This is a genomic window from Algoriphagus yeomjeoni (assembly GCF_003259505.1).
Taxonomy (GTDB): Bacteria; Bacteroidota; Bacteroidia; order Cytophagales; family Cyclobacteriaceae; genus Algoriphagus; species Algoriphagus yeomjeoni.
The window spans coordinates 24,065-46,420 of sequence record NZ_QLLK01000015.1 but is presented as its reverse complement, the minus strand read 5'-3'; the positions used below and the strand labels follow the sequence as shown (position 1 = coordinate 46,420).

Annotated in this window: 17 protein-coding genes; 13 read left to right on the top strand and 4 right to left on the bottom strand. The window is 40.8% G+C overall.

The genetic code is table 11. The annotated features are described in order from the left end of the window. Positions 1 to 222 precede the first annotated feature (222 nt). Complete coding sequence (locus LV83_RS19135) at positions 223 to 3,300, top strand: SusC/RagA family TonB-linked outer membrane protein (protein ID WP_111613176.1); 3,078 nt, start codon at positions 223 to 225, stop codon at positions 3,298 to 3,300. A gap of 27 nt (positions 3,301 to 3,327) precedes the next feature. Further along, positions 3,328 to 4,839: a RagB/SusD family nutrient uptake outer membrane protein gene (locus LV83_RS19130; RefSeq protein WP_111613175.1), complete on the top strand. Its 1,512-nt coding sequence runs from the start codon at positions 3,328 to 3,330 to the stop codon at positions 4,837 to 4,839. 217 nt (positions 4,840 to 5,056) lie between these two features. On the opposite strand, the gene LV83_RS19125 is transcribed toward LV83_RS19130, so the two are convergent. Beyond that, positions 5,057 to 5,551, bottom strand: coding sequence for a DUF6702 family protein (locus tag LV83_RS19125; protein WP_111613174.1), 495 nt, complete (start codon positions 5,549 to 5,551; stop codon positions 5,057 to 5,059). Between the two features lie 83 nt (positions 5,552 to 5,634). Between LV83_RS19125 and LV83_RS19120 the strand changes: the two genes are divergently transcribed. From LV83_RS19120 to LV83_RS19110, 3 genes are all read left to right on the top strand, one after another. Then, positions 5,635 to 6,216: a HupE/UreJ family protein gene (locus tag LV83_RS19120; RefSeq protein ID WP_111613173.1), complete on the top strand. Its 582-nt coding sequence runs from the start codon at positions 5,635 to 5,637 to the stop codon at positions 6,214 to 6,216. Positions 6,217 to 6,293: 77 nt separating this feature from the next. Then, positions 6,294 to 8,624 (top strand): M1 family metallopeptidase, encoded by a 2,331-nt coding sequence (locus tag LV83_RS19115; protein WP_111613172.1) that lies wholly within the window; start codon positions 6,294 to 6,296, stop codon positions 8,622 to 8,624. 151 nt (positions 8,625 to 8,775) lie between these two features. Beyond that, positions 8,776 to 9,555, top strand: coding sequence for an NIPSNAP family protein (locus LV83_RS19110; protein ID WP_111613171.1), 780 nt, complete (start codon positions 8,776 to 8,778; stop codon positions 9,553 to 9,555). A gap of 279 nt (positions 9,556 to 9,834) precedes the next feature. On the opposite strand, the gene LV83_RS19105 is transcribed toward LV83_RS19110, so the two are convergent. Next, the gene (locus tag LV83_RS19105; RefSeq protein WP_111613170.1) at positions 9,835 to 10,959 is read right to left on the bottom strand and encodes an amidohydrolase; all 1,125 of its coding nucleotides are present in this window, start codon (positions 10,957 to 10,959) and stop codon (positions 9,835 to 9,837) included. Positions 10,960 to 11,099: 140 nt separating this feature from the next. Between LV83_RS19105 and LV83_RS21500 the strand changes: the two genes are divergently transcribed. The 5 genes from LV83_RS21500 (at position 11,100) to LV83_RS19085 (ending at position 17,477) form a co-directional block, all read left to right on the top strand. Next, entirely contained in the window at positions 11,100 to 11,276 is a 177-nt protein-coding gene (locus tag LV83_RS21500) for a hypothetical protein (RefSeq protein WP_170124589.1), read from the top strand. Between the two features lie 10 nt (positions 11,277 to 11,286). Continuing rightward, the gene (locus tag LV83_RS19100) at positions 11,287 to 11,904 is read left to right on the top strand and encodes a pseudouridine synthase (protein ID WP_111613169.1); all 618 of its coding nucleotides are present in this window, start codon (positions 11,287 to 11,289) and stop codon (positions 11,902 to 11,904) included. Between the two features lie 191 nt (positions 11,905 to 12,095). After that, entirely contained in the window at positions 12,096 to 13,067 is a 972-nt protein-coding gene (locus tag LV83_RS19095) for an AAA family ATPase (protein ID WP_111613168.1), read from the top strand. A 186-nt stretch (positions 13,068 to 13,253) separates the two neighbouring features. After that, complete coding sequence (locus LV83_RS19090; RefSeq protein WP_111613167.1) at positions 13,254 to 14,492, top strand: hypothetical protein; 1,239 nt, start codon at positions 13,254 to 13,256, stop codon at positions 14,490 to 14,492. A gap of 81 nt (positions 14,493 to 14,573) precedes the next feature. Continuing rightward, a complete protein-coding gene (locus tag LV83_RS19085; protein WP_245947103.1) occupies positions 14,574 to 17,477 on the top strand; it encodes a TonB-dependent receptor in 2,904 nt (967 codons plus the stop codon). Positions 17,478 to 17,524: 47 nt separating this feature from the next. On the opposite strand, the gene LV83_RS19080 is transcribed toward LV83_RS19085, so the two are convergent. Further along, on the bottom strand, positions 17,525 to 18,013 hold the full coding sequence (locus LV83_RS19080) for a cupin domain-containing protein (RefSeq protein ID WP_111613166.1): 489 nt from the start codon (positions 18,011 to 18,013) through the stop codon (positions 17,525 to 17,527). A gap of 1 nt (position 18,014) precedes the next feature. Next, positions 18,015 to 19,115, bottom strand: a complete 1,101-nt coding sequence (wecB, locus tag LV83_RS19075) for a non-hydrolyzing UDP-N-acetylglucosamine 2-epimerase (protein WP_111613165.1) — start codon at positions 19,113 to 19,115, stop codon at positions 18,015 to 18,017. A gap of 138 nt (positions 19,116 to 19,253) precedes the next feature. On the opposite strand from wecB, the gene LV83_RS19070 reads away from it, so the two are divergent. The 3 genes from LV83_RS19070 to LV83_RS19060 are packed head-to-tail and all read left to right on the top strand — an operon-like array spanning position 19,254 to position 22,163. Next, positions 19,254 to 19,919, top strand: coding sequence for a hypothetical protein (locus LV83_RS19070; protein ID WP_245947102.1), 666 nt, complete (start codon positions 19,254 to 19,256; stop codon positions 19,917 to 19,919). Between the two features lie 20 nt (positions 19,920 to 19,939). Then, the gene (locus LV83_RS19065; protein ID WP_317046703.1) at positions 19,940 to 21,625 is read left to right on the top strand and encodes a capsule assembly Wzi family protein; all 1,686 of its coding nucleotides are present in this window, start codon (positions 19,940 to 19,942) and stop codon (positions 21,623 to 21,625) included. 22 nt (positions 21,626 to 21,647) lie between these two features. Continuing rightward, a complete protein-coding gene (locus tag LV83_RS19060) occupies positions 21,648 to 22,163 on the top strand; it encodes an FKBP-type peptidyl-prolyl cis-trans isomerase (protein ID WP_111613164.1) in 516 nt (171 codons plus the stop codon). The last annotated feature ends 193 nt before the right edge of the window (positions 22,164 to 22,356 follow it).

Sequence of the window (22,356 nt, the reverse complement as noted above, 5' to 3'; positions counted from 1 at the left end):
AAGAGAAATTCAGATTTTTTAAGAGTAAAAAGTGAAAAATGAGAAATAAAAATCTGAGAAATATAAAGATGGAGAGCTTTGAAATTCTGTTTTTCAATTTTTAACAAATTTTCGAAATAAAGTATTTTATCAGGTTGATTAAGTGCAAGTTGTGGACTATTGAAATACCAACTTTCGGTTTAATATTCGCGTCAAATTTCACTCCACGTAAATGATTAATCTATGAAGAAAGTTTTATTAACCTTTGCTTTCGCGATTCTGACTTTGGTGTCAGTCTTGGCGCAGAGCAAGCCAATAACCGGTAGGGTTACTTCGGCTGAAGAGCCAGATGGTGTTCCAGGTGCTAGTGTAGTAGTTAAAGGTACTACAATAGGCGTTATCACTGATTTGGACGGAAGTTATTCGATCCAAGCTCCAGCTGACGCGACTACCCTTGTATTCAGTTTTGTTGGCTACTTATCTAAGGAAATGCCAATTGGTTCCAATTCCGTTATCAATGTGGTATTGGATGTGGATGTAAAAACCCTCAATGAGGTAGTAGTGGTAGGCTACGGTACCCAGGAAAGAAGAGAAATCACTGGTTCTGTTGCGTCTATCGATGCATCAGCGATTGAGAATCTAGTAGCTCCTTCTTTTGAATCTCAACTTGCTGGTAGAGCTCCAGGTGTGTCGGTAACCACCCCAAGCGGTATTTTAGGATCAGCTCCAATCATCCGTATTCGTGGCGTGAACTCCTTGACATCTAGTGCAAGCCCACTTTTCGTAATTGACGGAGTTCCATTAGTCAATTCCGACAGATCATCTGTCAACGATGCTAATCCATTAGCTAACATTAATCCGGCTGATATTGCCTCTTTCGAGGTATTGAAAGATGGTTCTGCTTCCGCTATTTATGGTTCTAGAGCAGCAAATGGTGTGATTCTAATTACTACCAAAAGAGGAGCTACAGGCAAAGCTAAAGTGAGTTACAGCACTTCAATGGGTATCAATGAAGCTGTAGATACTTTTGACCTACTTACTGGGGACCAATGGGTAACCATAGCAAACGAAAAGAGAACAAATGCGGGACAATCAGAACTAGCTGCACCAGGTGTAAATACCGATTGGCAAGATCTAGTATTCAGACAAGGATTTACTCAGCAGCACAATCTTTCTATTGCTGGAGGTTCTGAAGCTACTAAATACTTCTTCTCTTTAGGCTTCACTGATCAGGAATCTCCTGTAAGACCAAATGAATTAAGCAGGTATTCATTTAGAGGAAATGTGGATCATAATATCTCGAAAGCGGTAAGAGTAGGTACTTCTATGTCTTATTCATATACTGAGATATTTGGTTTAAATAACGGTTCTAACTCTCTTTCGGGAGCGATTTACAACTCTACACGTTCTTTGCCAAACGTTCCAATCTATGATGAAGCTAATACTGCTTTTGATGGATTCAATGTAACAGCAAATGGTGCTACAACTGGTTTTGGAAACAACCTAGCCGGTCCAGACAACAACATACCTAACATTGGTTTTGTATTGAAAAACAATATTTATAGAAGCCGTACGCACAGAATAATAGGCAACGCTTATGGTGAAGTAGATATTTTGGATGGTCTTACTGCTAGAACTCAAATCGGTGTTGACTTAACTATGGCGGACGATTTCCAGTCACTGGATGCAAGACATGGTGACGGTAGAAGTTCAAATGGTAGTGTGTTCATGGCTGCTAATCCTGCTTTCCAGTGGAACTGGCAGAATACCTTGAATTATCAGACAATTATCGCTGAAGACCACAATTTGAACTTTACTGCAGGTTTGGAATACCAATTCGCTAAGTTCTATGGATTCAGTGCTTCGGGTACTGACATCTCTGATGATTATTTCAGAAGAAATAACCTAATCACTGGTTCTTACAATAATCAATTCTCTGGTGGTGGCTACACCGAAAGAGGGTATGATTCTTATTTCGGTAGATTCAATTATTCCTACAAAGGCAAATACTTGGCTTCTTTCACGGTAAGAAATGACGGAATTTCTGATTTGGCAGTAGAAAACCAAAGAGGAACTTTCTTTGGTGGATCTGTGGGATGGAGAGTTTCTGATGAAGCATTCTTCAATTCTGAATTGATTTCGGATTTCAAAGTGAGAGCTTCTTATGCTGAAGTAGGAAATACAGGTATTGATTCTTTTGCAGCTTACGGTGGATATAGCCCAGTTTTGGGTGGTGCTGGTGCAGGTATTGGTTACAATAGAATTGCCAATGCTGATTTACAGTGGGAAACTTCCAAGAAGTTGAACTTTGGTCTTGATATGACTTTAGGAAGAATTACTGTTTCTGCAGATTATTTCAAAAATAATATCGACGGAATAATCTTAGCTGCTCCTACTGCACCTTCATTAGGCGTACCAGGTAACAGCATCAACCAGAACGTGGGCCAGATGGAGAACACTGGTTTTGAGCTTAGAGTAGCTTCCAATGTAATTAGTAGAGGTAAATTCTCATGGGATACTGATTTCAACATTTCCTACATCAAAAACGAGGTTACTAATTTGATCAGCCCATTAACTGGAACTTACAATAGAACTGAGGTTGGAAACCCTATCGCTCAGCTTTACGGCGTAGTATGGGAAGGAGTAAACGCTGCAAATGGTAACCCTCTATACAGATCTGGAGACAACATTGTGCAGTATAATTTAGTACGTGGTGCCTTAGGTTTTAAACAATATGACCCAGCTAATCCATCTGATGTGTCTGTGGCTGCTTCTGGTCCTACTCAGGAATACCTTGGAAACACATTGCCTAAGTGGCAAGGTGGCTGGTCAAACAATTTCAGATTTGGAAATTTTGATGCTGAAATCTTCACAAGATTCTCAGGTGGAAACTACATCATGAATGAATCTCTTAGAGGACTTCTAGGCCAAGGCTTTTCAAATAACCAAGCAAGTATCCTAACAAGATGGACTGAAAGTGGTCAGGTGACTGATATTCCTAAGCTTTACTCAGGTCAGGATCAAAATATGTGGCAAAACTCAGTCTCCAATTCAAGATTTGTGGAGAAAGGTGATTACGTAAGAATCCAAAACATTGTCCTTGGATACACTGTGCCAGTTAGTGCCTTACAGTCGGCTTTTAGTGGAGCAATTTCTAATGCACGTGTATTTGCCCAAGTTCAAAACCCTTTCACATTCACGGGTTATTCAGGACTTGACCCAGAAGCAAACTCTTTCTCAGGTCAACTTAGCTTTGGTGTTGATTCGAACGTAGCTCCGGTCATCCGTACATACACGCTTGGTATTAGCGTAGGTTTCTAATCACTCAAACCGAAAAGAATATTTATTATGAAAAAATTCGCGATAAAAAATATCAAATTGGCACTAGTAGGTGTAGCCTTATTGGGCTTTACCAGTGCATGTGAGGTAACTGAGTTGGTACCTGCAAACCTTATCCCTGATTCAGAAGCATTTTCTACAGGCGCTCGTATCGAATCTGCAGTATTAGGTGTGTATGAGTCAGCACAGAGAGGTTTCTATGCAAATGCGGTTCAGCGTGGTTATCCGTTCGGAGCAGCAAACGTGGAACAAGGTGACATGAGAGGTGAAGATATGTATAACGATCAGGCCTTCTACGAAATCACCTACAACAATTCCTATAGCCCAGTTTCTGCCAACAACGTTGGTATGTGGATCTCTCTTTACAGAATGATCAACAGGCTAAATATTATTTTGGAAAATCTGGATGTAGCTGTCACTAATGGTGTATTGACAACTGACGAGGGCAATGCATACAAAGGCGAGATGCTTTTCTTGAGAGCTTTGGCTCACCACGAATTGTTAATCCATTTTGCAAGACCTTATTCTGATAATCCTTCCTCTTTAGGTATTCCTTACAGAACATTTGGTATCGATGACGTGACCAAAGTTCCTGATGGGGAGGCTGTACAAAGAGGAACTGTAAGCGAAGATTATGCACAGTTGCTACAAGATCTAGATGCAGCTGAAGGATTTTTGCCAGAAGGTGGTGCATTTAGAGCAAATAAAGGTGCTGCAATTGCACTGAAGTCTCGAGTGAAATTGCACATGGAAGATTGGCCAGGAGTATTGGCAGAATATACAAAGCTGGCTTCCAAATATGCGATCACTGCAAACCCAGCTACTCCTTTTAGAGGTGGTACAAGTACTGATAATATTTTCTCCTTTGTAAACTCTGCTGAGGCAAACCCAGGGGTGAACGGTGCACTTCCGGCTATGTATGGCAACCCGAATAATGGTGCTAGAGGATTGGTGAAAATAAGCCCAATCATCTGGAGAGCAGACTTCTGGGATCCTGCTGATACTCGAAGAAGTCTTTTGACTTCTCAGAGTACAACAGGTATCTTCACTAGTAAATATCAGGATGCTGTGACTTACACTGACCCTAATGTTATCTTGAGATTTGCAGAGGTAGTTCTTAATGCCGCCGAAGCAAATGCAAGAACTGGTAAAATGATGGAAGCGGTTGATTTATTGAACTCAGTAAGAAGCCGTGCATTGCCTGCTTCAGTACCAATGTACACTGTAGAAGGATTAGGTGACGGTACACTACAAGCGATCTTGAATGAACGAAGAATTGAATTACTTGCTGAAGGTAGAAGATGGCCAGATATTCACAGATTGTCTGGAGAAGGCTTAATGTCTGGTATTCCGATGAAAGCAACTACAAGATCTATTACAAATATCAGCTTCTATCAGGGAGGAGTTATTCCAATGGATCACTCGCTAGAATATAGCAGCCACTTATTTGTTTGGCCTATACCACTGACAGAAATCCAAACCAATATCTCTGCACCGATAGAGCAAAATCCTGGTTACTAATTGGGAATGATCATAAATCAAAAGTCCGGCCTTAGGTCGGACTTTTTTGTTCATGAAAAATCTATTCCCTAAGAAAAGAAAAATATAAGTCAATACCGGAACTGAAAAGAGTTATGACTCAAAACCTCAGAATAATTAGTTAGTAAGCGAGGAATCTGATAGTAGCGAAAGCAAATACAGTTAAATGTCATGGCGAATTATACTTTAGCGCCTAAGATCAATTCTTTTTCAATATGCCTATTTCCTTTCCTTTACCGAGTATTATACTTTTTGGGCTCTTAGACTCGAAGTAAACTTGGACTACATTCTTTTGATCAGGAAAATCGTCGAGCAATAAACTATTCTTGATTTTAACAGCTGTTGGCTCTTTTACCTTTTCGGATTCAAGGTAGAACCAAGCTGCATCTTCCTCTACTTCATAGCCAATGAAAGTCAGGGATACTGATTTGTCATCAATCCAAATCGTATTTTTCTCTTGCAGATAGGATTCAATTTGCTTGCTGAGTTTTTCCTTATTAGCTGGATTTAGAAAATCAATGGATTCATCGTGAAAATCTCCCAGCCCAATCTCTAAATCATCCCAGAAAATCTTCTGCGAAATCTCTATATGCTCAGTCTCAGCATTCCATTTAATCTCTGTCAAGCTGATATGAAAAGGATGTGCAAATACCAGCCATCCCAAGCTGATCATGTATAAGTAAAACTGTTGCATTTGGTGTTCTGTTGCCTGTCTTTTCTGCCAATTATGACGTATAATTGCGCAATTTACTTCTTTAGAGGTATTTCACCCTTCTTATGAATTCATTTGAGTTATATTTTCGTCTAGGCCTTGAGCATATTCTTGATATCCATGGCTATGACCATATCCTTTTTGTTTTGGCACTTTGTGCAGTCTTTATTCCTAGAGACTGGCGCAAAGTCGTGATATTAGTCACTGCTTTCACTATTGGTCATTCTTTAACTTTGGCTCTGGCTACGTTTCGATTGATCAGCATAAACTCTGATCTAATAGAGTTTTTGATACCAGTGACTATCGCGATCACTGCCTTCATTACAATTCTCCGACCAAAACCCGCGTCTGGCAAAGGACTTTCGATTAATTATGTTTTCGCTCTGTTCTTCGGTCTCATTCATGGACTTGGATTTTCTATTTACCTAAGAAGTCTTTTGGGCAAAGAGGCAAGTATTTGGCAGCCATTGCTGGCATTCAATCTCGGATTGGAATTGGGTCAGTTGGTGATCGTGGGGATTTTTCTTCTAGCCACATCGATCTTGGTAGGATTGGCGGGTGTGAGCCGCAAAGAATGGACTTTAGTCGTGGCGTCCATGGTGTTTGGAGTGGCGCTAATGCTGATGTTAGAAGCAAAATATTGGTAAGAAATACCTTAGCTGCTGATTGATCGGTAGCTGATGAATTGAGATAAATAATAGAATTGAGCCTAAATAATTACATAATGAAAAAACTACTTGCACTTACAGCACTAGCAATTACAGGGATTTTTCCTGCTTTTGCGCAGCAATCAGAGCAGAATCATGCTGAGCGATTTGAGCAGCTTGGCCCGATGCTGCGAACTCCGAATGTTTACCGAACTGCATCTGGAGCTCCAGGTCACATGTACTGGCAGCAGCAGGCAAACTACGTGATCAACGTGGAGCTTGATGATGCAAATCAATCCATCAAAGGATCTGAGAAAGTCACTTACATCAATAATTCCCCTGATCAGCTGACGTACCTCTGGGTTCAACTGGAGGAAAACCAGCGCGGACCGGATTCTGATTCTCCCAAAGCAGCCGAAAGCTCTATTAGTTCTAGAATGACTCTTCGTACGCTTGAAGGAATCATTTGGGCAAATGATGATTTTGGGTACAAAGTATTGGAAGTAAAAGATGCGAAAGGCAATCCACTTCCGGTCACTGTCAATAAAACGATGATGCGTATTGATCTTCCTACACCTTTGAAGGCTGGGGATAGCTTTACTTTTGGGGTAGATTGGACGTTCAACATTACAAATAGAGTTGGCTATATCTCCGGTCGTCCAGGATACGAGTACTTCAAAGAAGACGGCAATTACTTATACACCATGGCTGAATGGTTCCCCAGAATGGCTGTTTATTCTGACTTTGAAGGATGGCAAAACAAGCAGTTCCTAGGCTCAGGCGAGTTTGCTTTGGTTTTTGGAAATTATGAAGTGAACATCACTGTGCCTGCTGACCACATGGTCGGAGCGACTGGCGAACTTCAAAATGCAAGCCAGGTGCTTTCTGCAACTGAGCTGAATAGATGGAATACTGCTAAGAAAACATACGATAATCCAGTGGTCATCCGTACGCAGGATGAAGCAACTGAATTGGAAAAGGGCAAATCTACTGCTAAGAAAACTTGGAAGTTTAAAGCTGAGAACGTTCGTGATTTTGCCTGGACTTCTTCCCGCAAATTTATCTGGGATGCAATGGCAGTGAAACAAGGTGGAAAAGATGTGATGGCTATGTCTTATTACGCAAAAGAGGCGAATCCACTTTGGGGTCAGTATTCTACCCGAGTAGTTGCACATACGATCAAATCTTACTCTGCTCACACATTCGATTATCCGTACCCAACTGCGATTTCTGTAGAGGCTGCAAATGGAATGGAATATCCTATGATTTGCTTCAATTATGGTCGTCCGGATACAGATGGTACCTATTCTGAAGCCGTGAAAAACGGAATGATCGGTGTGATTATTCACGAAGTAGGACATAATTTCTTCCCTATGATAGTCAATTCTGACGAGCGTCAGTGGACTTGGATGGACGAGGGATTGAACACCTTCATGCAATTCATGGCTGAGCAGGAGTGGGATCGCAATTTCCCTTCCCGTCGTGGTCCTGCGCACAAGATTGTACCTTATATGAAAAGCAGCGTGAATACGCTTGAGCCAATCATGACAAATTCTGAAAACATCATTCAGTTTGGCCCAAATGCATACGCGAAACCAGCTACTGCCCTTAACATCCTTCGTGAGACGGTGATGGGTAGAGAGTTGTTTGATTATGCATTCAAAGAGTACGCAAGAAGATGGATGTTTAAGCATCCTACGCCTGATGATTTATTCCGTACAATGGAAGATGCCTCTGCAGTTGACCTGGATTGGTTCTGGAGAGGATGGTTCTATGGCACGGAGCCTGTAGATATCGCTATAGAGAATGTGGCCTTGTACAAAATGGAGAACCGTACTCCAGCTGAGAGAATGGCAGCGATGAAGGCAGAAGCAGACAGAGAAGAAGATTACGTTTCCAAAGAGTTTAATAGGACAGATATCCAAGAGACCGTAATTGAAGCAAACCCAGCTACGCGTGATTTCTATACTTCTTATAATCCTTTCACAGTAACTCCAGCAGACGAGGAAAGCTATCAGAAATTTATGGCTAGCCTTTCTCCAGAGGAAAAGGAGCTGATGGAAAGTGATTTGAATTTCTATGAAATCACCTTCAAAAACGTGGGTGGTTTGGTGATGCCGATCATCCTGGAATTCCAATATGCTGATGGCACTTCTGAGATCGATCGTATTCCTGTGGAAATCTGGAGAAAGAATGAAACTCAGGTCACAAAAGTATTTGTGAAAGAAAAAGAAGTCACTCAAATCATTCTCGATCCAAGAAGAGAGACTGCTGATATAGATGAGTCGAACAATTACTGGCCAGCTCAGCTTCAGCCAAGCAGATTTGAGTTGTTTAAAGGTTCAGGAGCTGCTAGAGGAACATCTATTGGTAGCAACCCGATGAAGAAAGCACAAAACAATAAATAAGAAAAAAGCCGGCGAAAGTCGGCTTTTTTCATTTGAAGCAATATTTCAACTTTCTTAAAGTTCTCTTAGGATTGTTAGAACAGGACTGCTTAATTCAATGTTTGCTTTAGATTACAAATCAATTACCCATTCTTAACCTGAAACCTAAAAAATGAAACAATTAAAAACATTATCACTCGGTTTTTTTGCTTTTTGCCTGCTGCTCAGCTTTAACTTGGTGGCACAAAAAAGAGATATTTACGAATTGAAAACTTATCATATCGATTCGCCAGCTCAAGAGGCGATGTTGGATAATTATTTGGAAAATGCTTTTATACCTGCAGCCCATAGGAATGGCATTGCTAAAGTCGGAGTATTCAAACCTATTTCCACCCAAGCTGATGCTGGAAAAAAAGTTTATGTATTCATTCCATTCAAATCAATGGATGAATTTATGGGGTTGGAAGGCAAATTGGCAAAAGATGCGGCTTACCAAACTGCTGGCAGTGCGTATATCAATGCAGTCTTTGACAACCCACCTTACAAAAGAATAGAGACCTCAATTCTTCAAGCGATGACTGGACAGCCGAAATTTGCGGAGTCTAAATTGACCAATGACAAAAAAGATAGAGTTTACGAATTGAGAAGCTATGAGGCTGCGACTGAGCGTTTGTACAAAGCGAAAGTGAAGATGTTTAATTCCGGTGAAATGGACATCTTCGAGAAGCTAAACTGCAGTCCGATTTTCTATGCTGAAACGATAGCTGGGGCGAATATGCCAAACTTAGTCTACATGACTACCCATGAAAACATGGACATCAGAAATGAACATTGGAAGCAATTCGGTGCTGATCCAGATTGGGCAGGGATGAAAGACTTACCAGAATATGCCAATACGGTATCACGTAACGACACCAGACTGCTATACCCGGCAGAGTATTCAGATCTGTAATTGAAAGTAAAAAGCTGGCGCAAGTCGGGTTTTTAACCGCAGTGGGCACTGAGTTTTTCACAGAGCGCGCAGGATTTTCATTAGCTGAAAATGGCTGATTTTGCCCTAGTTTTAAGGGAGCCTTGTACCAAGCTAGTTAAGTGGTATGAGAACATGAGCCTGAAACTGATCACTGTGACTGTAAACTACTGTTGTCCTGCTTCTGCCTGTTGGCCTGCTTCTCTAGAAGCTGGACTTTAACCAGACCTTCCAGGTTTTCAAAGCCTGGAAGGTCTTTTCTTACCCATTCACTTCCCTTGCAATTCCCTCAAAAATTCTGATTCCTGTTTCAATAAGTTCATCTGGAAAATCATAGGTAGGTTCATGTAATTGGGGGCAATTCTCTCCTGAGCCTAATCCAAATAAATAGGCAGGACAACTTTGACTAAAAAGCCCAAAATCCTCAGACCAACGAAATGGTTCTGTTTTTTCTACTATCTCCAAGCCTAATTCCTCAATGCACTTTTCTGCAATTTCTGCCGCATTTGGATCGTTTTTCGAAACGGCAAATGATTCCACTAAACTGAATTCTATTCCAAGCTTCTCAGCTGAAGCGATTCTGCTGGCTTCTGTCTTTATCATTTCGATCAAGCCATCTAGATCTTTTTGATCAAAAGCCCGGATGGTTAAGCTCAAACTTCCCCTACCCGCACTAGTCCCGAAAGCCAAGCTTCCTAGCTCAGCATGGATTACGGTGACCAACGCAAAGTTCTTTAGCTTTTCTGGAAGCTTGGGAAGGGTTTGGATCAATCGTGCGGTGACTTGAGCAGGATTGATCCCTGCATCCGGATGAGCGGCATGTGCTGTTTTTCCTGTGAGGGCAATAGTCAAACCAGTGCTTCCTGCGGCAAATGTTCCTTTTCTGATCACTGATTGATGGAGCGGGAATCCCGGGAGATTATGCAGAGCAAAGGCAAAATCAGGTTTGATTTGCTCGAATTTCGGATCATCCAAGATCCTTTTTGCACCCTCTCCGGTTTCTTCTGAAGGCTGAAAAAGAAGAACGACTTCACCATGCTGAGGCCTTTGGGAAGCTAGCTTTTCTCCCAGCCCGCAAATGATCGTCATGTGGCCGTCATGACCACAAAGATGAGCTTTCCCTTCAGTCTTGCTTTTATAGCTTGGTTCACCTGTTTCCTGAATAGGCAAGGCATCCAGTTCAGCTCTGAACAAAATTCGCTTACCTGGATTTTCCCCTTTAAAAACGAAAGCAAGCCCATTTCCACCTAGATTTTGGATGGATTGATCTGGTTTGAGGTTTGTAAAAAAGGATAAAATCTTCTCCGCTGTGGCAGATTCTTCACCGGCAATCTCTGGGGTTTGATGTAAGAGTTGGCGAAGATTTATAAGTTCTGAAAGAGGCATTATTCTAATAAATTTTCGAAAGGTAAGTTTCTACTGCTCAGTTGGAATCATTTTTGACGAAAAAAATGAAGCTTTGATCAGGAACTATTCAAGATCGCTGGCTATTTTAGGATATCATTTCAACCCTTAATCTAACTTTTATGAGCGAAGCACAAATTCAAAACTACAACGAGCAAATCCAAGCTTTGGAATCACAAATCACCGGTGACATGTTTGCAGACATGGAGATTCGTGACAAAATCCACAACCTCAAGATGGAACGTGACGGTGTGAAGCCGACCGATTCCAGCATTGATTGCGTAGGCTGCGGCAGTTAATTAACTGACTTTGGCTAGATACTTCATTATATATAAGCCCTTTGGGGTTTTATGTCAATTTTCTGGAGAGGGGCAGACACTTGCCTCTCTTTTTGATTTTCCTAAGGAGGTGTACCCTGTAGGCAGGCTTGACAAGGACTCAGAGGGACTTCTGATTATTACGGATGACAAATCTCTAAATCATCATCTGCTCAATCCTCGATTTGGACACCAGCGGACATACTATGCACAAGTGGAGGGAGCTCCTGAACCAGAAGCTCTAAAAGGATTGATGCAAGGAGTGATGATCAATGTGGAGGGGAGAGATTACAAAACCAAGCCTGCGATCGCTAAGGTTTTGGATCCAATTCCAGCACTTCCAGACCGCGATCCTCCGATTCGCTATCGAGCTTCGATCCCGGACACTTGGGTTTCTTTGACATTGATCGAAGGAAAAAATCGCCAGGTCCGTAAAATGACTGCTGCCATTGGTCATCCTACCTTGAGACTTGTTCGCTGGTCCATGGAGAAATTGACCATTCAGGGATTTAAAGTAGGAGAAGTGCAGGAGATCGATGAAACAACGATTTATCATAAGTTGGGGTTGACAGGGTTTAAAAAGACGCAGGGGAATAGGTCGAGACGCTAAGCTTTAAAATTCTCGCTGCGTCGCCGCGCCGCCGCGAGAGACAATTTGCTGCCGCGAGAAATACCTTCTTAAAAAATCATAAAATCCCTTTAATCGTAAGGCATTACCGCTTCTAAGATTTAAGATTGTCCTTTGGGACAAAAACCTCTATTTTAGTCTCCGATTAAAAAGCACTCAAAGATTTAGATTCCATGCATCAGGAAAAAATAGCAGACGTAATACAGGAAGTAAAGAAAGTAGTCGTAGGCCAGGATAGAATGGTCAACAGACTTTTGATTGGACTTTTTACCAATGGGCACATTCTCTTGGAAGGTGTACCGGGCTTGGCGAAGACCTTGACGGTGAATACGCTGGCCAAAGTGCTTCATCTTGATTTCAACAGAATTCAGTTTACACCGGATTTGCTTCCAGCGGATTTGATCGGTACGATGATCTACAATCCTCAGGCAGCAAGCTTCGAAGTGAAGAAAGGTCCGATCTTCTCCAATGTGATTTTGGCGGATGAGGTTAACCGATCTCCGGCCAAGGTTCAGTCGGCACTTTTGGAAGCCATGCAGGAAAAGCAGGTGACTATTGGTGATACTACTTATTTGTTGGATAGACCATTTTTGGTACTAGCTACGCAAAACCCAGTGGATCAGGAAGGAACTTACCCACTTCCAGAAGCGCAGGTGGATAGATTCATGATGAAGGTTCACATTGACTATCCAAGTAAGGCTGATGAGATGGAAGTAATGCGCAGAATGGCGAATATGTCTTTCAGCTCTGAGGTGAATGCAATTCTTTCCAAAGAAGAAATTTTTGAAATACGTAATCAGATCAATTCAGTGAAAATGGCCGAGCCATTAGAGCATTATATAATAGAGTTGGTTTTTGCGACTAGATTTCCGGAGCAATATGGTCTGAAAGAAGAAGCCAAGTACATTCAATTTGGAGTTTCTCCCCGTGCAAGTATCAACTTAAACTTAGCATCTAAGGCGGTTGCATTCATGGATGGAAGAGATTATGTATTACCAGAAGACATCAAGGAAATAGCGGAAGATGTGCTAAATCACAGAATAATTCTCAATTATGAGGCAGAAGCTGACGGAATTAATACAAGGGATTTAGTCAAAATTTTGATGGAGAAAGTTCCCATTAACAAATCGGTAACATTGAAATAACTGCTATTTCTGCAAAAAAAGGCTTTTCGAGAGAGAAGCCTTTTTTTATGCACTTTTTGTTATTCCAATATTAAATTCTGTAAACAATATTAAAAAAAGCATAATTCGGAAAATTCTCTTGAGGGGAATAATTGAAGCAGATTTGCAGTGTCAAAAAAGGCAAACCATTTCAATTATACTATACCAATGAAAAAGTTCAATTCCCTATTATTCATGTTTGCAGCAATCGTGATTGGATTCACAAGCTGTATAGACGGAAATGACAAACCAGTAGATCCTGTAGATCCAGGAGCAGATAATGTTTTGCTGGTAAATACTAACATCACTTCCAATACAACTTGGGAGACAGGTAAAACTTATGTTCTAGGAGGTAGAATTACTGTTACTTCTGGTAACACACTTACAATTCAGCCAGGTGTAATCGTAAAAGGTGAAGTTGGATCTGGATCTAACGCTACTGCTTTGATCATCGCTAGAGGTGGTAAAATTGACGCACAAGGAACTGCAACTTCTCCGATCATATTCACTACAGTCGCTGATGAAATCATGCCAGGTCAGATTGCCTCTCCTAATCTTGATCCGGATCTTTCTGGTCTTTGGGGAGGTTTGATCGTCTTGGGAAATGCTAAGGCTTCCCTTGCAGGTGATGTTACCGAAGTGCAAATTGAAGGTATCCCGCCATCCGATACAAACGGACTTTACGGTGGATCAAATGATGAGGATAATTCAGGCACTATCAAATACATTTCTATCCGTCATGGAGGTGCAAACATCGGTGAAGGAAATGAAATCAATGGTCTTACACTGGGTGCAGTTGGGTCTGGTACAGTAATCGAAAACGTGGAAGTGATCGCGAATCAGGATGATGGAATCGAATGGTTCGGTGGTTCTGTAAGTGTGAAAAATGCGATTGTATGGAATGCAGGTGATGATGCACTGGATACTGATCAAGCTTGGTCTGGTACTTTGGATAACTTCATCGTAGTTTCTGGTGCTGAAACAGATCACGCGTTAGAAATAGATGGTCCAGAAGGATCTTTCAATGCAGGTCACACCTTAAAAAACGGAACTATAATAGGTAATGCAGTAGCTGAAATGGCCGACTTCAGAGATGGAGCCAGAGGTACTTTTGAAAACCTTTACTTTACAGGTTTTGCTGACCCAGCAACAACTGAAGGTCGTGGCGATTTATCACTAAGCGGAGACAAAACACTAGCGACATTCGCTGAAGGAACTTTGAAGTTCATGAATCTTGAAGCTACTCTAGCTGATGGCGTGACGTTGGCTACCGTCTTCAAAAATGGTACTGCTGCTTCTGCAACTTTGGTAGCTGCTGGTGCAAATACTGTAGGTGCAAATAAAGCTGCTTTTGCTAACACTTGGTCTTGGACCGCAGCCTCAGGCTCTATTTCTGATCTAAAATAAACAAACACACTTTTGAAAGAAGGGAGAAAGAACTTGCAAGGTCACTTTCTTCCTTCTTTCAAAATTTATTCTAATTGCTGTATGAAAAATCAATCTACTAATCCACTCATGAAGGGATTTCTGATTTTAGTTCTGCTAGTGCTTTCTCAAGTATTTGCAGGATTTGTTTTTGCCCAAAACGGTACCATTAGAGGTACTATCTTCGAAGAAGGCACAGGCGAACCACTATTTGGTGTTTCTGTATTAGTGAAAGAAACGTCTACTGGAGCCGTAACAGATTTCGATGGTAAATTCGAGATTAAAGTTGCTCCAGGAACCTACACACTTCAGGTTTCTTACATTTCTTACTCTACTATCAATCTTACAGAGGTGTTAGTAAAAGCTGGAGAAGTAAACGTAATCAGTGATCTAATGATGGCTGAGGTAGCTTCAGATCTAGAGACAGTGACTGTCTCCGCATCTGCGATCAGAACTACTGAATCAGCTTTGCTTTCTGTAAAACGAAATGCAGCAAACCTTCTTGATGGTATTTCTGCAAGCACGTTCCGTCAGATTGGTGATGGAGATGCAGCTTCTGCAGTAAAGCGTGTGACAGGTGTTTCCATAGAAGGTGGTAAATACATCTACGTTAGAGGACTTGGTGACAGGTATACCAAAACTGTTTTGAATGGTGTGGATATTCCAGGCCTTGATCCAGATAGAAATACGATCCAGATGGATATATTTCCTACCAATGTGATCGATAACATTATCGTTTCTAAATCATTCACTGCTGACCTTCCTGCTGATTTCACAGGTGGAGTGGTAGATATTGAAACAAAGGATTTTCCTGAGGAAAAAACAATGCGTTTGAGCCTAAGTGGAGGCATCAACCCATCCATGCACTTCAATTCAAATTATTTGAAATACGATGGTGGCAACACTGACTTTTTAGGATTTGATGATGGCACAAGAGCTATTCCTACAGACGGAAGTACCGATATCCCTCAGTACGGTGATGCAGTGGGTAATCCAACTGGTCCAAAAGGAATGGAGTATCAAGAGATTCTTGGAAACTTCAATAAAACATTGGGTGGCTACAGAGCAAATAGCTTGATGGATGTTGGCGTTAGCTTTTCCCTTGGAAATCAATTTACGAGATCAAAAGCAACTTGGGGGTACAACTTTGCCCTAACCTATAAGAATGAGACGGAGTTCTATCAGGATGCAGAATATAACCTGTATGCTAAGCCAAGAGAGGCAAATCAAACAGAACTTGAGCCTTTGGAAAGACAGCGTGGTGATTTCGGAGTGAATAACGTATTGCTAGGCGGACTTGCTGGAATCGCTTTGAAGACAGACAATTCAAAATTCAAATTGAACCTGATGCACCTACAAAACGGTGAATCAAAAGCAGGTCAATTCGACTTTGTAAACACAAACTTAGGAGCAAACTTCGAGGCCAAGCAGTACAACTTGGAATATAGCCAAAGAAGCCTGACAAATATTTTGCTTGCAGGAACTCATTACATCAATGGAAATGATTGGGAGTTCAATTGGAAGATTGCTCCAACTAGGTCAACAATCGCTGATCCAGATATCAGGTTCACAAGATTCAGAGAGCCAACTAACACTGTATCAACTGAAGTAGGACTTCCTGCTAGAATCTGGAGAGATCTTGAAGAGTATAGCATTGTAGCCAAAGGCGATATTGCTAAAAACCTAACGCTTTTCGCTAGAGAAGGTAAAGTTAAATTTGGAGGAAATTATGTCTTCAAACAGCGTGATTTCAATATCCAAAGTTTCCAGTTTGCGACAGGAAACTCAGAGTTTACTGGTGACCCTAACGAGATATTGGTTGATGAAAACCTTTTCTCAGCTGACAATAGAAACGGTGTGAGATATAATGCGGATTTTATTCCGATTAATGCAAATGCCTACAATTCCATCGCTACAAACATGGGTGGGTATGTATCTGTCGAGGCAAATCCTGCAGATAAATTAAAAGCTATCGTTGGTTTGAGAGTTGAGAAATACAATCAATACTACACTGGTACTAACCAGACTGGTACGATCAATTATGATCTAGTTGAGGTATTGGATGACATGGATTTCTTCCCAACTGTTAATTTGATTTTCAATTTGAAAGAAAATCAGAATCTAAGAGCTTCGGCTTCTAGAACGATCGCAAGACCTTCTTTCAAAGAACTTTCTTACGCAGAAATCCTTGATCCAATCACAGGTAGAACATTTATTGGAGGTCTTTATCCTGAAACTACCAATGGTGGAACTGAAGTTCTTTGGGATGGTAATTTGGTTTCTACTCACGTCAATAACTTTGATGTGAGATGGGAAGCCTTTCAGGAAAGAGGTCAAATGCTTTCAGTAAGTGCTTTCTACAAGACTTTCGAAAAGCCTATCGAAATGGTTCAGTTCTTGGCTGATCCAGGAACTTTCCAGCCTAGAAACGTAGGAAATGGTACGGTTGCTGGTTTGGAGTTTGAATTCAGAAAATCTCTGAAATTCATTGCTCCTAGCTTCGAGAATTTCTCCTGGAACACGAACGTAACGATCACTAAGTCTCAGATAAAAATGTCTGAATCTGAATTCAGATCAAGATCATTGACAGCTAGAGAAGGTCAGGTAATTGAAGATACACGTGACATGGCGGGACAGGCACCTTATTTGATCAACACTGGTTTGAGCTACAACTCATTTACAACTGGTTGGGAAGCTGGTGTATTCTACAACGTTCAAGGTTCGTCTCTTCAGTATGTTGGCTTTGGTAACAGAACTGATACGTATTCTGTACCATTCAATAGCTTAAACTTGAACATCAACAAGACGTTCGGTGCAGATGAGCGTTTGCAGGCAGGTTTTGGTGTCCAAAATATCCTAAATTCTAGAAGAGAGTTTGTTTACAAGTCATATGAAGCTGAAGACCAAATTTTCAGCAGCCTTTCACCAGGTACCAAAATGACATTCAGAGTAGCTTTCTCATTCTAATAAACCAACTATCACAACTGAAAAAGGCTCCCAAATGGAGCCTTTTTTTATGTCAATTTATTGATGATGCTTGATGAATCAGGGTATTTTTCTAGAAGATAGTTGGCTTCGAACAGTTCAAAATCAGCAAAATCAAAACCGGGAGATACCACACATGAAACTAACGCATAGCTGTTTGGCTCGTCCACAGAGCTTCCGAAAATTGTATTTGCCTCGACCAAATGTTGCGGAGCAGTGTTATTCCCACTTGATGGGATTCCAAGTGAAAGTTGCTTATGGCCTTTTTCTGTCAACTTATGCACAGTCAACGTACTCCCTTCGTGGAAAAACCAAAGCTCATCACTTTTGATACGATGGAATTTTGATACGTTTTCAGAAGTAAGCAGGAAGTAGATCGCTGTTGTTAGATTTCTTTTGCCAGAATTTGTTCCAATGTTCACATCAGATCGATAAGTCTCCGAATAGAAACCTCCCTCAGGATGTGGGGAGAGATTTAACTTGTCAACTAAAAAGGCAACTCGTTCTACAACATTCATTTTAGCCTGCTGGGTAAGGTTTTAATAATATAGCTACAATACGCTCGGCTGTTTTGCCATCCCAAAGTGGAATTCCTTGGTATTGCTTCCATTCCCCTTTCATGATTTTTTCCAAGTAAGGTTTTAGCTTAGCCGGATCGGTGCCAACTAGTTCGTTTGTACCGAGTTTTATGGTTTCTGGTCGCTCGGTGTTATCTCGCAGCGTAATACAAGGGACGTTCATGACCGATGCTTCTTCTGTAATTCCACCAGAATCTGTGATTACGCCTTTCGCATTTTTTACCAAATAGTTGAATTCCAAATATCCCAAAGGTTCACACAGGTGAAGATTTGGGGCATCTATTCCAAGAGACTGTAGATTCTTAGCGGTTCTTGGATGCACCGGAAAAATGATAGGTAACCCTTTGGTTCCTTCCAAAATAGCATCGATCATAGCTTTAAGCTTGTGCTCCTGATCCACATTTGCAGGGCGATGCATGGTCATCACGAAGTAATTTCCAGTCGCCAGGTTTTCAAAGATTTCACCTTCCGGTTTTTGGAATCTTGGCATCTGAGCCATCAATGTATCTATCATCGTATTGCCTACGAAGTGAATTTTTTCCTCGGCAAAGCCACTTTTTCTCAGGTTAGTATTTGCAATTTCTGAAGTCGTAAAAAAATGGTCAGTGATACTGTCAGTTACCATTCTATTGATTTCTTCAGGCATTGTCAAGTCACCTGATCGAATTCCTCCTTCTACATGAGCGACATCGATTTGAAGTTTTTTGGCAGTAATAGAGCAGGCAAGTGTGCTGGTGACATCTCCTACAACTAGTACAAGGTCTGGACGATTTACCAGGAGTTCTTTTTCAAATGCGATCATAATCGCCGCGGTTTGTTCTGCTTGTGTACCTCCGCCGCCACCTAGATTTGCATGAGGTTCAGGAATATTGAGTTGCTCAAAAAAGTCGCCAGACATTTTTTTGTCATAATGCTGTCCAGTATGAACTAACCGAAACTTGACCAGAGCGCCATCTTGTTGCTTTTTGATGAATTGGTGGATGATAGGCGCAATTTTCATAAAATTGGGTCGCGCACCTGCGACAATAGTAAAAGTAGCCATTGCTTGTTTTTATATTCAGCCCAAAAATAGTAAATCCTTTTAGAGGCATCGGCTAAAATTAGCGTTCTTTTGGTAAGTCTCATTTGGCTCCTTTTTTGTTTCTTTGCAGGGTTATATTTTCTTAACTATTTGAATTTGATGGATTATTATAATTGGTCAAAAGCCGTAAAGAAGCTTTTACTTCTTTTGACTTTGGGGTTATTTTTCTCATGTACTGAAACATTGGAGTCAGAACAAGTGGTCTATTTCAATGATTTTTCAAATCTAGATTTGGCAGGATTTGAAAACGGCAGGCTTATCATTTTTGAAAATGATACTGTAGTTGGCTATTATCATAATGAGGAAATTGCAGTTAATTTATCTGGCCTTCCTTCCCACAATCTATTAAAAATCACTCTTGAGGTCTTAGCCCATGATTCATGGGATGGAAATGCCTCAGATAATGGTAATGGCCCAGATCAATGGTTTTTTGGGGTCGATGGTGAAGAGGTTTTTAGAACTTCATTTTCCAATACCCCTTGTGAATCCACCTATTGCCTTTATCAATCTTACCCTGATAATTTCTTCAAACAAAATAGACCTAAAACAGGAGCGATTCAGACGAATATGCCGGGAATTTGTCTTTTTGGTGCATTACCAAATTATACCACCAGATATAGTATATCAAAGATTATTGACCATAGTAATCCCAATACAAGAGTTTATATGAATTCAGAATTAGTGGCAGATAATTCACCGGATCCCTTATGTGATGAATCTTGGTCTCTAGCTAAAATTACTATTGAAGCCCTTACCTTGAAATGATGATGAAGACAGGGAAAATTTTGAATAGTTTTTTTGGGGCATTATTGCTATTTCTTTTGCTCAATATTTCTTCTTTCGCTCAGACCGTCCCAGTAGGCACTCCGGTATTGGATGATTATTTAAGAAGAGCTCAGCTATTGGGACATTTGGACTCTGCATCTTCTTTTATGATCAGACCCCTATATCCTGTCGATGCCTTCGGGATAAAATATGGCTTTGACCTCGATAGCTCTGTGGTTGATTTGGGCGCCTCCAAAGTCAACAAGGTTTTTGGGAAGAATAACCAAGGTAAGTTTCTACTTCTGCCAGCGATTGCAAAATTTCAGTATAACTCTGCTTATGCTTTTGGAGTGAATGATGGTGCTTTTATTCCAAATAGGGGAATGCAAAGTTTGTATAGCGCTGGAGCTTATTTAGAATATGGTCCTGTAAGTCTACAATTTCAACCGGAATTGTTACTTGCTCAAAATAAAGATTACAAAGGCTTTCCAATAGATCATCAAGCTACTGTTTTGTTTTACTATGAGTATATGAACAGGATAGACATGCCAGAGCGATTTGGTGGGGATCCATATAATAGAGCATATTTTGGGCAGTCCAGCCTTCGCTTTAATTTCAGTGAATATTCAATAGGTATTTCTACAGAGAATCTTTGGTGGGGACCAGGAAGACGTAGCTCTCTATTGCTGGGTAATAATGCCCCCGGATTCATCCATATTACTGCAAATACCCGCAAACCAGTAAAGACAAAGATTGGATCATTTGAAGGTCAAATGATTGGAGGATTCTTGAGATCCTCTGGTTACCTGCCTCCTTTATCTGATTATAGAATTCAGGAGAATCCAGTGCTTATGCCAAAGTCAGAAGATAACAAACGCTTCTTGTCAGGCATAGTGTTGACTTATCAGCCTAAATGGGTGCCGGGATTATTTTTGGGTTACGGCTCCACTAATCACATGTATCGTAGTGATATTTCAACTCTTGGAGATATTGTTCCTATTTTCAACGGCAGGAAAAAAGCTCAAAACATAGTAGATCCTATTCAGGAAAGAAGACAGCAATTCAGTTCTGGCTTTTTCAGATGGTTAAGTCCGGAAGGGCACTTTGAGTTCTATGGAGAATATGGAACTCGAGACAATGATCGCACAATGAGTGATTTCATCATTACACCTGAGTCTGGTCGAGCTTTTACTTTTGGCTTTTCACACTTGATGACTTTAAAAAAACCGGGTCATTATTTTCAGATCAGTTCCGAGATGACCCAAACAGGTCAATCCATAAGAGAAAACATACGAAATCTTAAAACTTGGTACATCCATGACCATGTAGTAGAGGGCTATACCCAAAACGGTCAGGTGTTAGGAGTAGGGAATGGTCCGGGAAGTAATGTCATATTTGTAGAGTTTGCCTGGGTGAATAAGATGAATAGAATAGGTTTCCAAATGGAGCGAATTGTCTACAATAATGACTTTTATTATTTCCGATATGAAGCTTCCAAAGACTGGAGAAACAAATACGTGGATTTAGTTCCTTCTTTAATTGGAGACTGGAAGTTTGGAAGTGTTTTGGTAAATGCCAGACTACAATATGTCAATACATTGAATTACAAATGGTATCTGGAAAATAGTCCAGATCAATATTTTGTGCCGGGTTACGACAGGAAAAACTTCGTAGGTCAGGTAGGTGTGGCGTATGTTTTCAACTAGTAAAGTTTGATTCAATAGAATTATGAAAATAGAAAAGAATAAAGTGGTAGCAGTATGCTATGACCTGAAAGTAGATGATGGAGAGACAGGCATGGTTCCTTATGAAACTGTTCCAGAAGATAAGCCCTTTTACTTTTTGTTTAACGCCGGAGAGGTGTTTCCTAAGTTTGAAGATGCATTGCTAGGCAAGTCTGCTGGAGACAAATTCACTGCAGATCTTGGGTTTGATGATGCCTATGGGGATTATATGGAAGAGAAAAAAACCATAATTCCAAAAGCTAATTTCAAGGAAAATGGAAAGACTAATAAGAATCTTCTTCGAATAGGAAATGTAATTCCTATGCAGGATAATAAGGGTGGACAGATCAGAGGAGAGATTACCAAGATTGATTATAAAGGTGTTCATATGGACTTCAATCCCCCACTAGCGGGATATGACCTGTCTTTTGAAGGTAAAATCATCTCTGTTCGAGACGCCTTGCCTGAAGAACTGGAACATGGACATGCTCACGGTCCAGATGGACATCATCATCACTAAATTGACCCTTTCAAATGCCCTGTTCTTAGAATAGGGCATTTGTCGTATAGGGTGAGTTTACAAATCTGAATATTTTTGAGGAATCAAATGATCCTAACTCTTATGACTGAGGAGGTTATTATCGGAGTGATAAAAAAAGCTTTGCTCATTGGTTTCTTCGTGGCATTTATGGCCTAACTAATAATAAAAAATT

Bases quoted from the DNA above. Each gene is read 5' to 3' on its own strand.
- LV83_RS19135 (WP_111613176.1), top strand. From the start codon at position 223: ATGAAGAAAGTTTTATTAACCTTTGCTTTCGCGATTCTGACTTTGGTG.
- LV83_RS19130 (WP_111613175.1), top strand. From the start codon at position 3,328: ATGAAAAAATTCGCGATAAAAAATATCAAATTGGCACTAGTAGGTGTA.
- LV83_RS19125 (WP_111613174.1), bottom strand. From the start codon at position 5,551: ATGCAACAGTTTTACTTATACATGATCAGCTTGGGATGGCTGGTATTT.
- LV83_RS19120 (WP_111613173.1), top strand. From the start codon at position 5,635: ATGAATTCATTTGAGTTATATTTTCGTCTAGGCCTTGAGCATATTCTT.
- LV83_RS19115 (WP_111613172.1), top strand. From the start codon at position 6,294: ATGAAAAAACTACTTGCACTTACAGCACTAGCAATTACAGGGATTTTT.
- LV83_RS19110 (WP_111613171.1), top strand. From the start codon at position 8,776: ATGAAACAATTAAAAACATTATCACTCGGTTTTTTTGCTTTTTGCCTG.
- LV83_RS19105 (WP_111613170.1), bottom strand. From the start codon at position 10,959: ATGCCTCTTTCAGAACTTATAAATCTTCGCCAACTCTTACATCAAACC.
- LV83_RS21500 (WP_170124589.1), top strand. From the start codon at position 11,100: ATGAGCGAAGCACAAATTCAAAACTACAACGAGCAAATCCAAGCTTTG.
- LV83_RS19095 (WP_111613168.1), top strand. From the start codon at position 12,096: ATGCATCAGGAAAAAATAGCAGACGTAATACAGGAAGTAAAGAAAGTA.
- LV83_RS19090 (WP_111613167.1), top strand. From the start codon at position 13,254: ATGAAAAAGTTCAATTCCCTATTATTCATGTTTGCAGCAATCGTGATT.
- LV83_RS19085 (WP_245947103.1), top strand. From the start codon at position 14,574: ATGAAAAATCAATCTACTAATCCACTCATGAAGGGATTTCTGATTTTA.
- LV83_RS19080 (WP_111613166.1), bottom strand. From the start codon at position 18,013: ATGAATGTTGTAGAACGAGTTGCCTTTTTAGTTGACAAGTTAAATCTC.
- wecB (WP_111613165.1), bottom strand. From the start codon at position 19,115: ATGGCTACTTTTACTATTGTCGCAGGTGCGCGACCCAATTTTATGAAA.
- LV83_RS19070 (WP_245947102.1), top strand. From the start codon at position 19,254: ATGGATTATTATAATTGGTCAAAAGCCGTAAAGAAGCTTTTACTTCTT.
- LV83_RS19060 (WP_111613164.1), top strand. From the start codon at position 21,648: ATGAAAATAGAAAAGAATAAAGTGGTAGCAGTATGCTATGACCTGAAA.